This window comes from Pseudorhodobacter wandonensis (assembly GCF_001202035.1).
Taxonomy (GTDB): Bacteria; Pseudomonadota; Alphaproteobacteria; order Rhodobacterales; family Rhodobacteraceae; genus Pseudorhodobacter; species Pseudorhodobacter wandonensis.
Genome location: NZ_LGHT01000026.1, coordinates 155,599 through 170,448 on the forward strand (window position 1 = coordinate 155,599; position 14,850 = coordinate 170,448).

The 14,850-nt window shown below is 58.7% G+C and carries 12 protein-coding genes and 1 pseudogene; 9 read left to right on the top strand and 4 right to left on the bottom strand.

The window, feature by feature from the left end; all coding sequences use genetic code 11:
- The first annotated feature begins 7 nt into the window (after window positions 1-7).
- From AKU79_RS07270 to choV, 9 genes are all read left to right on the top strand, one after another.
- On the top strand, window positions 8-862 hold the full coding sequence (locus tag AKU79_RS07270) for a 5-deoxy-glucuronate isomerase (RefSeq protein WP_050522925.1): 855 nt from the start codon (window positions 8-10) through the stop codon (window positions 860-862).
- A complete protein-coding gene (locus AKU79_RS07275) occupies window positions 859-1,689 on the top strand; it encodes a class II fructose-bisphosphate aldolase (RefSeq protein WP_050522926.1) in 831 nt (276 codons plus the stop codon). Before AKU79_RS07270 ends, AKU79_RS07275 begins: the two co-directional genes overlap by 4 nt.
- A gap of 81 nt (window positions 1,690-1,770) precedes the next feature.
- Complete coding sequence (locus AKU79_RS07280) at window positions 1,771-2,607, top strand: NAD-dependent epimerase/dehydratase family protein (protein WP_050522927.1); 837 nt, start codon at window positions 1,771-1,773, stop codon at window positions 2,605-2,607.
- A gap of 382 nt (window positions 2,608-2,989) precedes the next feature.
- Window positions 2,990-4,534: a winged helix-turn-helix domain-containing tetratricopeptide repeat protein gene (locus AKU79_RS07285; protein ID WP_050522928.1), complete on the top strand. Its 1,545-nt coding sequence runs from the start codon at window positions 2,990-2,992 to the stop codon at window positions 4,532-4,534.
- 201 nt (window positions 4,535-4,735) lie between these two features.
- Entirely contained in the window at window positions 4,736-5,068 is a 333-nt protein-coding gene (locus AKU79_RS07290) for a GYD domain-containing protein (RefSeq protein WP_050522929.1), read from the top strand.
- A gap of 303 nt (window positions 5,069-5,371) precedes the next feature.
- Window positions 5,372-6,160, top strand: coding sequence for a class I SAM-dependent methyltransferase (locus AKU79_RS07295; RefSeq protein WP_050522930.1), 789 nt, complete (start codon window positions 5,372-5,374; stop codon window positions 6,158-6,160).
- Between the two features lie 466 nt (window positions 6,161-6,626).
- The gene (choX, locus tag AKU79_RS07305; RefSeq protein WP_050522932.1) at window positions 6,627-7,550 is read left to right on the top strand and encodes a choline ABC transporter substrate-binding protein; all 924 of its coding nucleotides are present in this window, start codon (window positions 6,627-6,629) and stop codon (window positions 7,548-7,550) included.
- A 52-nt stretch (window positions 7,551-7,602) separates the two neighbouring features.
- Window positions 7,603-8,433, top strand: coding sequence for a choline ABC transporter permease subunit (gene choW, locus AKU79_RS07310; RefSeq protein ID WP_050522933.1), 831 nt, complete (start codon window positions 7,603-7,605; stop codon window positions 8,431-8,433).
- Window positions 8,430-9,443 (top strand): choline ABC transporter ATP-binding protein, encoded by a 1,014-nt coding sequence (choV, locus tag AKU79_RS07315; RefSeq protein WP_050522934.1) that lies wholly within the window; start codon window positions 8,430-8,432, stop codon window positions 9,441-9,443. The genes choW and choV overlap by 4 nt, the downstream gene beginning before the upstream one ends.
- Window positions 9,444-9,550: 107 nt before the next feature.
- On the opposite strand, the gene AKU79_RS07320 is transcribed toward choV, so the two are convergent.
- The 4 genes and pseudogenes from AKU79_RS07320 to AKU79_RS07335 all read right to left on the bottom strand — a co-directional run bounded on the left by AKU79_RS07320 (window position 9,551) and on the right by AKU79_RS07335 (window position 14,431).
- Window positions 9,551-10,624, bottom strand: coding sequence for a DUF1513 domain-containing protein (locus AKU79_RS07320; protein WP_050522935.1), 1,074 nt, complete (start codon window positions 10,622-10,624; stop codon window positions 9,551-9,553).
- 4 nt (window positions 10,625-10,628) lie between these two features.
- Window positions 10,629-11,636 (bottom strand): imelysin family protein, encoded by a 1,008-nt coding sequence (locus AKU79_RS07325; protein ID WP_050522936.1) that lies wholly within the window; start codon window positions 11,634-11,636, stop codon window positions 10,629-10,631.
- Window position 11,637: 1 nt separating this feature from the next.
- Window positions 11,638-13,079 (bottom strand): annotated as a pseudogene (locus AKU79_RS07330) (di-heme oxidoreductase family protein).
- Between the two features lie 113 nt (window positions 13,080-13,192).
- Entirely contained in the window at window positions 13,193-14,431 is a 1,239-nt protein-coding gene (locus AKU79_RS07335; protein ID WP_231580115.1) for an imelysin family protein, read from the bottom strand.
- Window positions 14,432-14,850: the final 419 nt, after the last annotated feature.

Consider the following 14,850-nt stretch of genomic DNA (forward strand, 5'->3'; position numbering starts at 1 on the left):
CCACCCAATGCATTTCGCCCCCCATGACAATAAGAACAAACCTATCATTGACGCCGATGATGCCAATGTTCCCCTAAACTATTTCAACATCGTCAAGCTAAAGGCGGGCGAAGCGTTTGAGTACCAGGTGCCGGGCTATGAAACCTGCATCGTGCCTGCCACGGGCACTGTTGATGTGTTGGTCGAAGGGCTCGCGTATAAATCGCTCGGCAACCGTACCGCCGACGTGTGGGATGGCGAGCCCGAAGGCGTCTATATTCCCGTGGGCGCCAAGGTGACAATAGTCGCTGTACGCGATACCGAAACCTTTATCGCCGGGGCGCGTTATGACAAGGTTCTGGAGCCATTTGACGTGCGTGTGGCCGATATCGACAAGGTGCAATACGGGTCGGATGACACCAAAACCCATCGCAAAATCAAGCACATCCTTGGCACAAAATACCATGACAAAGTGGGCCGCCTGCTGGTCAGCGAGCTGTTCACCGTGGGTCAGGGCGGCTGGTCCGGCTTTCCGGCGCATAAGCATGACACCGACCGCAAAGATGCCGCAGGCAACATCATCGAAACGCGCCATGATGAAACCTATAACTTCCGCTTCCGTCCCAATCACGGCTCGGGCGTACAAATCATCCAGCATGAAGAGGGCAAGCCCGGCGATGCCTATCAACTGATGGACGGCTCTACGATCACTTTGAAAAGCGGCTATCACCCCTGCGCCGTGATGCCGGGGTATGAGATGTATTACTTTACGATTTTGGGCGGGCTGTCACAGCGCAGCCTCGTGCAATATTTCCAGCCTACCCATGCCTATCAGATTGAAACGATCCCCGGCATCAAAGACATGATCGCGAAATTCAAATGACGCTGGCCACATTATCGCAGGTGCTGCAACCCGCGCTGGCAGGGCGCTATGCCGTGGCCGGTTTGGTGACATTGGGGTGGGAGGATATGCGCGCCTTTGTCGCCGCCGCCGAGGCCGAAGGCTGCCCCGTGATCTTGCAAGCGGGGCCTTCGTGCCGCGCCCACACGCCGTTGCCAATTTTGGGCAAAATGTTCCGGCATCTGGCGGAGCATGCCTCGGTGCCGGTCGTCGCCCATCTGGACCACGGCTATACGATGCAGGAATGCCGCGAGGCGCTGGACAGCGGCTTTACCTCGCTGATGTTTGATGGGTCGCGCAAGCCCTTGGCGCAGAATATCGACGAGACGGCAGAGATCGCCGCGATGGCCCATGCGGCAGGCATTTCTTGCGAAGGTGAGATCGGTTTTGTCGGCTATGCCAAAGGCGAAAACTCGGCCGGCACCGATCCGGATGAGGCCGCGAAATTTGCGCGGGAAACAGGCGTCGATGGGATGGCCATCTCGGTTGGCAATGTCCATTTGCAGCAAGATAAAGAGGGCGGGCTGGATATCGCCCGCATCCGCGCGATTGAGGCGGTGACGACAGTGCCGCTGGTTATTCACGGCGGGTCCGGCGTGCCCGTGGCCCAGCGTACAGAACTGGCGCGGGGCTCGAACATCTGCAAATTCAACATCGGAACCGAGCTGCGCATGGCTTTTGGCGATGCCCTGCGTACGGCGGTTAACAGCGATCCCAGCCGCTTTGACCGCGTAACGATATTGAAAGAAACCCACGATCCGATGGTCGCCGCCACCCGCCGCGTTTTGCGGGCGTTTATGCCGGAATAAGCAGGCAACCGATGCTTGCCCAAGCGCGGCATGGGGCCTAGGGTCAGGCCAGATCGACGACAATCACAAAAGGCGTGACCGATGAAAAAACTGGTATTGACGGGGGCCGCAGGGCGGCTTGGATCCTATTTGCGCGAACCGCTGTCCAAGCTGTGCGACAAATTGGTAACGACCGATCGAGTGGCCGATATCGGCAAGCTCTACCCGAATGAACGTTATGTTCAGGCCGATCTGGCCGAGCTGGCGCCGATGGTCGACTTGCTGGCCGGGGCGGATATGGTGGTGCATTTCGGGGCCATCGGGGATGAGGCGCCGTGGGACCAGATTTTGCCGTCCAACATCATCGGGGCGTATAATATCTGGGAAGCGGCCTATCAGAACAAGGTGCGGCGGGTGGTCTATGCCTCGTCTATCCATGCGGTGGGGATGTATCCGAAAAACCAGTTTATCGGCACCGATGTCGCGCACCGGCCCGACACGTTTTACGGGCTGGCAAAATGTTTTGCCGAAGATCTGGCAAGCCTTTACTGGGAAAAGCGTGGGGTTGAAGCGGTCTGCATGCGGATCGCGAGCGCGGCCAAAGTTGGCAATCTGCGGGCTTTGGGGTCTTGGCTGAGCTATGATGATCTGATCCATCTGGTGACGCGGGCGATTGATACGCCGGTCACGGGCTTTACTGTGATTTATGGCGTTTCAAACAATGATCGGTCGCCGCTCGATAATTCAAAGGCCAGCTATCTGGGGTACCGGCCCAAGGATAATGCCGAAGTTTTTGCCGCTGAAATAATGGCGTCCTCGGCGCCTTTGAACCCGCTGGACCCGACAGATATGTGCCATGGTGGGCCGTTTGCCTCGATTCCGCTGGGGGAAAGCGGCGTCGCGAAGCTGAATATCGTGGATGATGCCAAGAAAAACTGAGGCTTGGCCCGAAATTTTCGCGCAATGTCCGCGCAATGACCGCGCGCGGACACCTCATCAAGCCATTGAATTAAAACAGTTTAGGGAATTGTCTTTACCCGACATTAACCTTTGGCCAGAGCGGCGCTCTCGGCCTTGAGAGAGCACGCGAGTTGGCGGGTATGGCCATGCTTGCCGTGATGGAAATGAGGCTGATGGCATCTGATGCCCGCCCTGCCAAGAGCAAGCGGCGGGTGACATATAGGGCACCAAGCCGCGCCATACTCCGGCAAAAAACTTGGACCAACGCCAAAGAAACCCTGTTTTAGGAATGATCTTTTTCCAGTCGCATTTTGCGGGGCCCTCGCTATGCTTTGACTTGGTTTCTGGAACTTAAAAGGCAATGGACAGCATTTGCTTTTCAGATTTCGTATTACAGCGCCGGACACGGCAGCTTACCCGCGCTTTGGACATTGTTCCGATCGGGGCGCGCGCCTTTGATTTACTGGATTTGCTGATTACCCATCGCGAGCGGGTGGTCGGGCGTGACGAGATTATGGCCGCCGTCTGGCCCGATGTGGTGGTGGGCGAGAATAACCTGAATGTGCAGGTGGCCAATCTGCGCAAAATTCTGGGCGGGGATGCTATCCTTACCGTGCCCGGCAGGGGGTTGCGTTTCGGGCTGGAGGTTGTGCCCAGCGCGGCGCTGGCCTTGCCAGACCGGCCATCGGTGGTGGTTTTACCGTTCAACAATTTTGGCGGAGATCCTGATCTGGATTGGTTCGCTGACGGCTTTGTCGAGGATATTACGACAGAACTGTCGCGTTTTCGCGATCTGTTCGTCGTTGCCCGCAACTCGGCCTTTGTTTATCGAGACAGGCCGCGCGATCTGCGTGCGATATCGCGCGAGTTGGGGGTGCGTTATGCGGTTGAGGGCAGCGTGCGCGCCACGGCAGACCGCGCGCGGGTGGCAGCACAACTGGTTGATGCCACGACGGGCTGTCATGTCTGGGCTGAAAATTTTGACCGGGATTTTTCGGCGTCTTTTGACACGCAGGCGCAGGTGGCGCGGGCGATTGTGACCTGCCTTGCCCCCCAGATTGACCGCGCAGAGGCCGAGCGGATAAGAGTGACGCCGATGGAAAACCTTACGGCAAGGGGTTTGGCATTGCGTGCCTGGTCGGTGGTTTCGGCGGGCGATATGACCTATGACCGCCGCGCGCGCGATGCGGCGGACGGGCTGGCGCGGCAAGCGCTTGCGCTGGACCCGATGTCGGGGGTGGCGTGGCGGGTTTTGGCGTGGGTGGCGTGGTGGCATATCTATCACGCGACAACGCCTTCGGTGGCAGATACCCTGACCGCAGGGATCGACGCCGCAACACAGGCCATAGCCGCCGACCCGACCGATCATCACGCGCGGCGCATCCGCGGTTTGCTGCATTCCATGCACCGCAACGCCGAGGTTGGCCTGCAGGAATTGCGTCAGGCGCATGAGATGAACCCCAACTGCGCCGTGACGCTGGCTTGGCTGGGGCTATACGAGGCGTTTAGTGGCGATGCGGACAAAGCTGTGCCGCTGACCGAGGCCGCCTTGCGGCGCAGCCCGCGTGACCCTGCGCGCGGGTCGCTTTTGGCCGCTTTGGGGTTTGCGCATTTTGCTGTCCGCAATTATCAGACTGCGGCTGAAACGGCAGATGCCGCCCTTGCCGAGGCTGTTGGCAGTGCAACGCCGCTGATCCTTGGCGCCATTGCCTGGGTCGGGGTTGGGCGGATGGACCGCGCGGCCGAGGCCTTTGAACAGGTCAGCGCGATAGCCCCGACACTGGTCGCAGCGCGGCTGGCCGGGCGTTGGCTGACCACGAACCCCGATTACCTTGCGCGTGCGCATATGTTCTTTCGCATAGCGGGTGGACTTGCCCCGCCCGAAGCGGCTGACGGTTTGCGCTAGGCCGGATTTGGCCTGCGTATCCGCGCCTTTCGTCGCTGGGGCGCGGCTGTGTTGCCGCCCGAAATACACCTGTGGATTTAGAAGATTTTAGCCGCGCTGATAGCCGCCAAAGGCCCAGAAGCGTATGTTTGCAAGGCTGGGGTTTGGAAGGCTGGGGACAGCAGAATTCCCCGGCCAAAACAGCAATTGGGAGGAAACGACATGGCGTTCTATCTCTATCAACTTAGCTATTCGAAAGAGGCGATCAAGGCGATGGTTGCCAGCCCGTCCGACCGCGAGGCGGCGGCCCGCAAGCTGATCGAGGCGCTTGGCGGCAAGCTGCATAATCTGTTCTTTGCATTCGGGGAATATGATGTGATCTGCCTGATCGAAGGGCCGGATGACAAGATGATGATGGCGGGCGCGGCGGCGGTTGGATCGGCGGGTACCATTTCCAAGTCGAACACTGTCAAGCTGATGACGGCGGCCGATGCGATGGCGGCGTTGGCGTTGGCTGGCAAGGTGACGGGCGCATATAAGGCGCCGCAGGGCTGAAGGCATCTGGAAACAGAGGCGTTTGGGCGCAGCAGGCAGGGTTGACGGGGATGCGTTTTACCCTGCCCGCGTAGCCTAGGCGGAACCCTGACAGGGCGGGAGGGTAGGCGCGAGGGTATCGGCTGCCTGCCCTGAGCTGTGAAACCCGACATTGCCGAAGTACGGCGAACAGGATGGCCAATTCTGGCCGTTTCAGATGGACGGCGCCTGCGCGCACGCAGGTGGCGAAACTGGCACACGCGTCTGCGCGGGCAACAAGAACACAGGTAATAGTGACACAACCTATTGATTTGGAGTGGCAAAATGGCGGGAACATCAGAAACCAATGGCCGTCTGTGGGGCGCACAAGCGCGTGACTGGGCCGATATTCAAGAGGGTCAGTTCGCCGCCGCCTATCACGCGGTGCTGGCCCATGCCGGTGTGCGGCAGGGCACCCGGCATATGGACGCGGGCTGTGGAGCGGGGATGGCGGCGTCTCTTTCGGCCTCATTAGGGGCGCAGGTTTCGGGGATCGATGCGGCCGAAGGGATGCTGGCGATTGCCCGTGAACGCACGCCAAGCGGTGATTTCCGGCAAGGCGATCTGGAGGCGCTGCCTTTTGATGATGACGCCTTTGACCTGGTGACCGGTTTCAACGCGTTCCAGTTTGCAAGCGACCCCGCCAAGGCCCTGCGCGAGGCGGGGCGCGTCACCCGCCCTGGCGGTATGGTCGTCGTCACCACGTGGGGCGACCCAGTCGGCATGGATGCGGCGACGCTGATCATGGCAATGAGGCCGATGCTGCCCCCTGCCCCGCCCGGCAGCCCCGGCCCTTTTGCCCTGTCGGACGTGACAGCGCTGCGGGCCTTTGCCGAAAAGGCGGGGCTGGCGCCGGTGACGGTGTTCGACGTGGATTCGCCCTGGTATTACCGCGATGAGGCGACGGCGCTGCGTGGCTTTGGGGCCGCAGGCATTGCGACGCTGGCCAAAGAGCGCGTCGGTGAAGCCGCTTTCGACACAGCAATCAGCGCTGCGCTGGCCCCGTTCCGTCAGGCTGATGGCAGCATGCGGCTTGGCGCAAAAGCGCGGTGCCTTGTCGCCACGCCCAAGTGATCTGACGAGCCGCGCTGCATGCAGGTTGCCGCTATGCGGTGCAAGCTGGCAGGCGGCAGTTCAGGGCGCGCTGGCCATTTGTCGGCGCGGCTTTTTGGCTGCAGGTTCATTTTGCCGCGTCCTGACTATATCGCGTCCTGACTATGCCCCGTCTAGAATACTCCCCATCTGGCGGCTTTCGGCCGCCTTGCGGTTTTCGTTTCTTGTGCCTTTGGCCAATCAGGGCCAAGGTCTGGGGCGGCGCTATTGCCTGAAAACCCGTGCGCTGGCATTTGTGCGTTGGGTGCCCCTGCCTGTGTTATGCTGTGCAGTGCTATGCTATGCAAGGCCATGCTCTGGCATGCCGTTTTCCATCATATTGGTCACTTTGACCTGACTATTACGGATTCTGGGTTGTCAGAGCCGCCGATTCACTCTTTATTGACTCACCACTCAATAAAAACAAAACGAGACTAGGGAGACCAAGATGAACCTTAAATCAACATTATCCGCTCTTGCAATCTGTGCTGCAGGCCCCGCGCTGGCCGATTGTGGCACTGTTCGTTTTTCTGATGTCGGCTGGACCGATATTACCGCGACCACGGCCACGACATCCATTCTGCTTCAGGCGCTTGGCTATAAAACCTCTACCGATATTCTGTCTGTGCCAATCACTTATGCGTCGATGGCGCAGGGTGATATTGATGTATTCCTGGGCAACTGGATGCCGACGATGGAAGGCGATATTGCCAGTTACCGCGAGGCGGGCACCGTTGACACTGTGCGCACCAATCTGGAAGGCGCGAAATACACGCTGGCAACCAATGCCGCAGGTGTTGCGGCAGGCATCACCGATTTTGCCTCGATTGCGCAGGCCAAAGACGCGCTGGATGGCAATATCTATGGCATCGAGGCCGGCAATGACGGCAACCGTCTGATTCAGGATATGATCGACGCCAATGCTTTTGGTCTGGACGGGTTTAACGTGGTCGAAAGTTCCGAACAGGGCATGTTGGCGCAGGTTGAGCGTGCGGATGACCGCAACGAGCCGGTTGTGTTTCTGGGCTGGGAACCCCATCCGATGAACGCGAATTTCAAGCTGACCTATCTGCCCGGCGGTGACGATTATTTCGGTGCCGACCTTGGCGGCGCAATTGTCGCCACCAACACCCGCGCGGGCTATGTTGCGGAATGCCCGAACACCGGCAAGCTGTTGCAAAACCTGTCTTTCTCGTTGTCGATGGAGAACGAGATCATGGGGGCCATTCTGAACGACAAGGTCGAGCCTGACGCTGCCGCAAAGGCATGGCTTGCGGCCAATACCGCTGCCTGGACACCGTGGCTGGATGGTGTGACGACCATTGATGGTGGCGACGCCGTCGCTGCAGTAACCGCCGCTTTGGCAAAGTAAACACCAAAGGGGGCCACCAGTTGGCCCCCTTTTTACCGATAGGGGAATATGGATGAACTGGTTGACAGATTACAAGATTCCGGTCGGGGATTGGTCTGAAAGCATTGTCGATTGGTTGAAATCCAACGGACGGCCCGCATTTGACCTGCTGAGCGACGGGCTGAACTGGATGATCGACGGAATTGTCTGGAGCCTGCAAACCCCGCCCTCTTGGGTCATTGTCATCCTGTTTCTGGCGCTGACTTGGGTGCTGCAACGGTCTTGGAAGGTTTGCCTGCTGGTTCTTGCCTGCCTGTTTTTCGTAATCAATCAGGGCTATTGGGACGAAACGACCGACAGCCTTGCGCTGGTGGTTTCGTCTTGTGTGGTCTGCATGGGGCTGGGCGTGCCGATTGGCATCTTTCTGGCGCACCGGCCGCGGGCCTATCAATCGCTTAGCCCGATTCTCGATCTGATGCAGACGCTGCCGGCCTTTGTGTATCTGATCCCTGCCATTGTGTTTTTCGGGTTGGGCATGGTGCCCGGCCTGTTCGCCACGGTTATTTTCGTGCTGCCCGCCCCGATCAGGCTGACGTATCTGGGCGTGTCAAAAACCCCGACCGGCTTGCTTGAAGCCGCCGAGGCCTTTGGCGCCACGCCATCGCAAAAGCTGTGGAAGGTTGAATTGCCCTATGCTTTCCCGCAGATCATGGCGGGGCTTAATCAGGTTATCATGCTGTCGCTCTCGATGGTTGTGATCTCGGCCTATGTTGGCGCGAATGGATTGGGCAAGCCTGTTGTGCAGGCCTTGGGGCGCAATGATCCGGGCTTGGGGTTTGAATCGGGATTTGTGATTGTGGCAGTGGCGATCTTGCTTGACCGTATGCTGAGGGTGAATAAATGAGCGCGGTAGTCTTTGACAACGTATCGATCGTCTTTGGCGATGACCCGCAATCGGCCTTGCCCTTGATGGACCAAGGGATGGAGCGCGCCGAAATCCGCGCGCAAACCGGGCAGGTTCTGGGTGTGCATAATTGCTCGCTGAGTGTTGAGCCGGGTGAAATTCTGGTTTTGATGGGGCTGTCAGGGTCGGGGAAATCGACGCTGTTGCGGGCCGTGAACGGATTGAATCCGGTGATCAGGGGTGATGTGCAGATCAATGTTGACGATTGGTCTTGTGCCATCAACAGCTGCACCGCGGCCGAGCTGCGGCGTGTGCGGCGTGAATGCGTTTCGATGGTTTTCCAGCAATTCGGGTTGCTGCCGTGGCGCACTGTGCGCGACAATGTCGGCTTGGGGCTTGAGCTGTCAGGCATGGGCAAAGCCGAGCGCAACAAGCGCGTTGATGAGGAATTGGGGCTGGTCGGGCTTGCCGATCGCGCCGATGCGCTGGTTGGGGAATTGTCGGGCGGGATGCAGCAACGGGTTGGCCTTGCCCGCGCCTTTACGACCGATGCGCCGATTTTGCTGATGGATGAGCCGTTCTCGGCGCTCGACCCGCTGATCCGCAGCAAATTGCAGGACGAGTTGCTGGATTTGCAGCGCAAACGCAACCGCACCATCATCTTTGTCAGCCATGATCTGGACGAGGCTTTCAAGATCGGCAACCGCATTGCCATAATGGAAGGCGGGCGCATCGTGCAATGCGGCACCCCGCGCGATATTTTCACCAATCCGATCAATGAATACGTGGCCGAATTCGTGACCCATATGAACCCGCTGGGGGTGTTGACCGCGCGGGATGTCATGATGGCGGGCACGTCAGATGGCCCCTTGGTTGAGGCCGAGACGCCGGTTCAGGAAGTTATCCAGCAAATTGCTGACGGTGCGCTGCAAGTTGTAAAAGACGGCAAGGTGATCGGCCAGATAACCCAAGCGTCGATTCTGGCGCGTCTGGCACCGCAGCAAGGCTGAGGCGCGCGAAGGGGATAGCGCGGGGAATGGGGTGCGCCAATTCTGTGGCAAAGCCAGAGTAGCGTTTCAACAGCCCTTGGCTGGGCAATCTGGGCGGTTGCGCGATGTTAGATCCTAATCAGATGGTTATCCCATGCTCTGTTTGACCGACTGTGGGATACGGGCATGTCATCAACCATATTCAGAAAAGTGCCGAACCCGTCAGTCATCACCAAAGCCCTGTCGACGGCAGACAAACCGCAGACATCCGGCCGCGCGCGCATTTTGATGTAATTGCCCTCGGTGTCAAAGATTTGCACCTGACCGCCCTTTGGCGAGGAAATTGCGACAAACCGATCGGAGTCGAAAACCGCGACAGAACCGGCATATCCCTGCATTGCGTCATGTTCCGCTTGCGGGGCCATGGCCAGAATTGGCTTGCCCGCCCCAAGCTGGTGCAAGCCCAAAAGCGCAGGGCTGGTTGCGATATCGCCCTCCCACTGCATTGCAAAGGCTATCTGCCCTTGCTTTGTCACCGACAGGTGCCGGATCGAGGCTTTGCTCGCATCCGGGGCAAGGCGTACCTGTTGCACAATGGTTCCGTCCGGTTCCACATAGGTCAGGTTGGGCGCCATCGTATCGAGGTTCAGCTTGTTCCGATCGCCGGGCCCGGTCCGAATGCCGCCATTTGCGACAGCCAGCGTTTCGGCACCCGGAAGCCGCAGAATTTCATGTGGCCCAATTCCGCCAGAAGCGATTTCCCCCATTCGGGTATAGTCTGCGCGGCGCGACCAAAGCCCGATCCGGCCTTCGCCGGTTTCGGCAACCACTTCAGACGTGTAAAGCGTGTCGCCGTCCAGAGAGAACGCCCCGTGGCCGTTGAATTCGTGACCGGGAGGCGTGGCAAGGGTGCGGATCGCGGCGCCGGTCGCACAGTTGATGACCAAGGCATAGGTGCCGGGGCGCCGGGCAAATGCAACGGCTTCGGGGCGGGTCGGATGGGCGGTGGCCGCATGGCCACGTGCCGGCAGTGCAACGCGAAAGCAATCCTCGCCCTGACTGGTCAGGCCGAACAGGGCATAGCCTCCATCCGGTTCGCGCGCGGCGGCGACAAATGTCGGGTTGCCAGCGTCTGCCCATGACAAGGTTGGAATTGTCCCCGCAGCCAGAAGGCCACCTAGAAAACCGCGCCGTGTCGTCATTTTCTCAGTCTCCGTCCAAGGCGTTCAGCCCCATTGTCACGCCCAAAGCCGTGCTAAACTCTTTGTTAACCGTGCCGCGCAAAAGGGTGATGCCGGTTTGCACTGCTTCCAGTTTAAAGCGGGATGCCGGATCATCGACCCCTGAAAAATCCGGATCGTCCAGTTCAGATACCATCCAACGCAGGCGCTGAAAATCCTCGCGGGTGCCGACTGCCGCGTTCTCATCCGCGACAAGGGCCAAGGCCAGTTTTTCGTGATTTTCGAGCGACAGCGCCAGATTTCGTTGCGACCGTGCCGACAAGCGCCCTTCGGCACGCAATGCGCGCGGCTTGTCAAAGGTTCCCAGCGGAAGCCCCAGCCGTTCATTTACGTCAAACTGCAGACTGGTCAGCAGGGCCGTGAAAAGCACTTGCCGCGCCTCGGAGGTATCGAGAAAGCGGGTGTTTTGCGCAGAACCGGCGGTGCGCATGACTGTCACAAAATCGCTTTCCCAGGTGGTTTTCACCTCGGCACCGATATTGGCAAGATCGGCCGAGGCTGCCCTGACCAGACCGCATCCGGGATCTGCGGTGGTGTAGCCGTTGAAATCCGGGTCGAATAGCATCGTCTCAATGGCATATAGCCCGCGGGCAGACACCGGTTCATCATGATATTGTTCAGGGGTTTGCAGAATCTTGTCCTGACCGGACAGGATGCGGCCAAGGGCACGTTGACGATGTCCCGCTATGTCGGGCCAAAAGGCGATAATCTGACGCCTGGAGGCTTCTTCCAACGGCCCTACCCGCAGGTCCTGAATGCCGAACCATGCATCCATCGCACCGTTCCAAGCGGAAATTAGGTCGGGGTTTTGGGGTGTGCAATCCTTTTGCGCGGCCTGTGCAAGCGTCGCGGTCTTTTCGGCAAAATCCTCGACTCCGGGTAAAACCACCTTTGTCAAAACCCTGTCAACAGGATCGTCCGCTTTGGCCTGAAGCGGCATGAGCAGCAGGGCTATGAGAGCAAATTGGCGCATGTCAGAGACTTTCAAGAAAGTGAATAATGGCGTCGCGGTCGGCTTTTGGCAGGTTGACGATCCGGTCGCGGGCCGCTTGCGCCTCGCCCCCGTGCCAAAGCACTGCTTCAAGAATGGACCGCGCCCGACCGTCGTGCAAAAAGGTTGCTTGCCCCGAGACCTGAGCCGTCAGGCCAATGCCCCAAAGCGGTGCGGTCCGCCATTCGCTACCTGTTGCGCGCCCCTCGGGGCGGTGATCGGCCAGACCGTCCCCCATGTCATGGAGCAGCATGTCGCTGTAAGGCCAGACCAACTGAAAGCTTTGCGCGACGTCGCCCTGCATGCGACCCGTTACAAATTTGGGCGTGTGGCACGCGATGCAACCTGACGTATAAAAGATTTCCTTGCCGCGCAGAACTTCGGGGGCGTCAAATCCGCGGCGTTCGGGCCCGCGACGTTCGGGCACGCCAAGGTTGCGCGCGTAAAAGGTAACCAGATCCAGAGACTCGGCGCTTACCTCGACGCCGGTTGTCGGATCGGCACCGTTTGGCGCAGAAGAACAGGCGGATTCAGCCTGCGTGCAATCCCCCGCACTTGACGGGTGCAGCGGGGTGGATAACCCCATATCCCCCGAGAATGCTGCGGCGGACTGCTCTTTGATCGTGGGCATGCCTGCCTTGTGTCCGAACCGCCCGAGCATCGGCTTTCCGAACTCGGCCGACATCACGATATTCGGGCGGCCGGAAATGCCATCCCCATCGGCATCGTCGGGGTCGGCAAGGGCAAGAATGTCCTTGGCCGGAATTGCCTCCATCAAGCCAAGTCCGATCATCTGCGGGGCAACACGCGGCGAGATCATCAAATCCGGGTCCAGAGGGCCGTAGGCCGGGTTAGAAATCGAATAGATCGGTGCCCGCAGGTTGACAACTTCGCCGCCCGCCAATGCCACGGGCATTTCGGTCCAATCTGTGTGCATCTGGCCTTCGGCCGGAATGCCGGGCAACGAGAAGTTCTGAAGCTGCCCGCCATAAGTCGGGTCATTCCGGGTTGCTATCCAGTCAGAGATTTCTTGCATTTCGGCGGCATGATCTGCAGGCAAAGACAGCCGCAGAAAGATTGCGACCGGAGTTTCGTCCGGGCCTGGGGCGGGTGCCCCCGGCCGTCCTTTAGGTGACATGCCTGACAGGCGCGTGCGTTAAAGATCGGGCCTAACCCGTCCGATGCTGTGGTGGATGAGGGGGCCGAAACCCAAGTCTTTGTAAATAGCCCGTTCCCAAGGTTGAACGTCATTCGCCCTTCAAGCCCGATGTTCGCCGATGGGTCCGAGAATGCATCTGCATTCGGTCGCGCACGAACAGTTGCCGCGCCTGCGGGCTTTTCTTCGAAACGCTCGGGCCGTGTGAAATCGGTGGTCGGCGCAGTCACAGCCCCGATTCGGGCTGCTTCTTTGGCCGTGCGGGGCATTAGCGGAAGCTGAAAATCAGGCAGGCTTTGACCATATACAGCACCCGGCAATGAAATGGCCAGAACGGCACCAAAACGGGCAACCCTTGGGCAAAGGGAACGGGCAGATTGTATCACTTAAAGACCTCTCCAGCAGCATCAAGCGTACTGTCGCCTTCTAAAACGACACCAGACAAATCCAGTACCGAAGAAATCCTTTCAACCGATCGCGATTGGGCAACCAAATTATCGACAACAGCCGTGATCATGGCTTCGCCTTTGGCATTTCCCACTTGCAACATCATGTCATAGCTCATGCCCGCCGCCGCTGCATCGCGCAAGGCCTGCGTAGAGGCAAGAGTGGTATTCAGTTCCGTATCAAGCGCCTTGGCAAGAGCCGGATCTTTTTCGGCGACTATGTTTTGCAAGGAAGGGCCTGAAACGACCGTCCCGTCAATACGCCGATAGGTGCCGGTATAAACGTTATGCATGCCCAGAACGTCAAAGTGGTGGCTTGCGGGTGTGTTGTCTGAAAAACAATCATGCTCTTCCTCTGGGTCGTGCAAGATGAGGCCCAGTTTGACCCGCTGGCCTGCCATTTCGCCATAAGACAGGTTGCCGATACCCGTCAGGATGGCCGCGACACCGAGATCAGGGTTATCCGTCACGGCAAGGCGGGCCGGGCCGGTTTTTCCCCATTGGCCAACCATCCATTCAAGGTCAGTCACCAGAAGATCGGTGGCGACCGAAAGATATTGCGCCCTGCGGTCACAGTTTCCGCCCGTACAACCGGCACCTTGAACAAAATCCGTGTAGGGCCGTTGGCCGGCGGTGGGGGCGTCGCTGACTAGATCCTGCCCCCAAAGCAGGAACTCGATGGCGTGATAGCCGGTGGCGACATTGGCTTCGTTTTGATCCGCTTCTTGCAGCACATTCGACAAAAGGTCAGCCGTGATTTCGCGGGCATCAATTTTTTTGCCGGATAGCATGAATTCGGGGTTGGCGATCACGTTCAATTCGGCCTGATCGTTTTCCTGTGATCCGAAATAGCCGGGCGCGACATAGTCGATTAAACCTTCATCCAACGGCCAGGCGTTCAATTTGCCTTCCCAGTCGTCTACAATCGGATTGCCAAAGCGATAGACCTCGGTCTGCATATAGGGGACGCGGGCGGCAAGCCAGGCTAATCGGGCGTCTGCCAGAGATTCTTCGGACGGTGTTGCGATCAGCGTTTTGACCGCGGACTGAAGGGCTTTTGCTGTGAGCAGGCTGTCGCTATATGCGGCTTCGGCGATATCGGCATAGGTGGCCACGACGGCCCCACGGTCCTGTGCAAAGGCGCCGGTTGCGCTAATCGCAAGAACCAATGTCATAGAAATATTGCTTGGTCGCATTCTTTGGGTCTCCAGAAATCAAATATCGGCTATACCTTATGTTTTTTGTTGGGAATGTAAACCTTATAACTTTAGTCAGGTATAAGAAATTGGTTCCTTTTCTTGCCCTGTCGCCTTGTTGGCGCCCATCCAAAAGCCGCCGTTGATCCTGCGGGGTCAATGACGGCCCTGCCCATGTTGTGAGTTTTAGGCAGGTGGACTTGCGGCACGGCGCATGCAGTACTTTTGGTAAAACCGCAGCAGCACCACATTGGCCGCCGAGTGCCTGCCACCGGCCAGCCTTGTCGAACCGCCGAAAAGCTTAGATTTCAATAGGTTCCGAAATTGGCTAGGCGCCTTCAAGCTCAACGCCCGGATAGTGAACACGAAACCGCACACCTGCGCATGCTGGCTGTGAG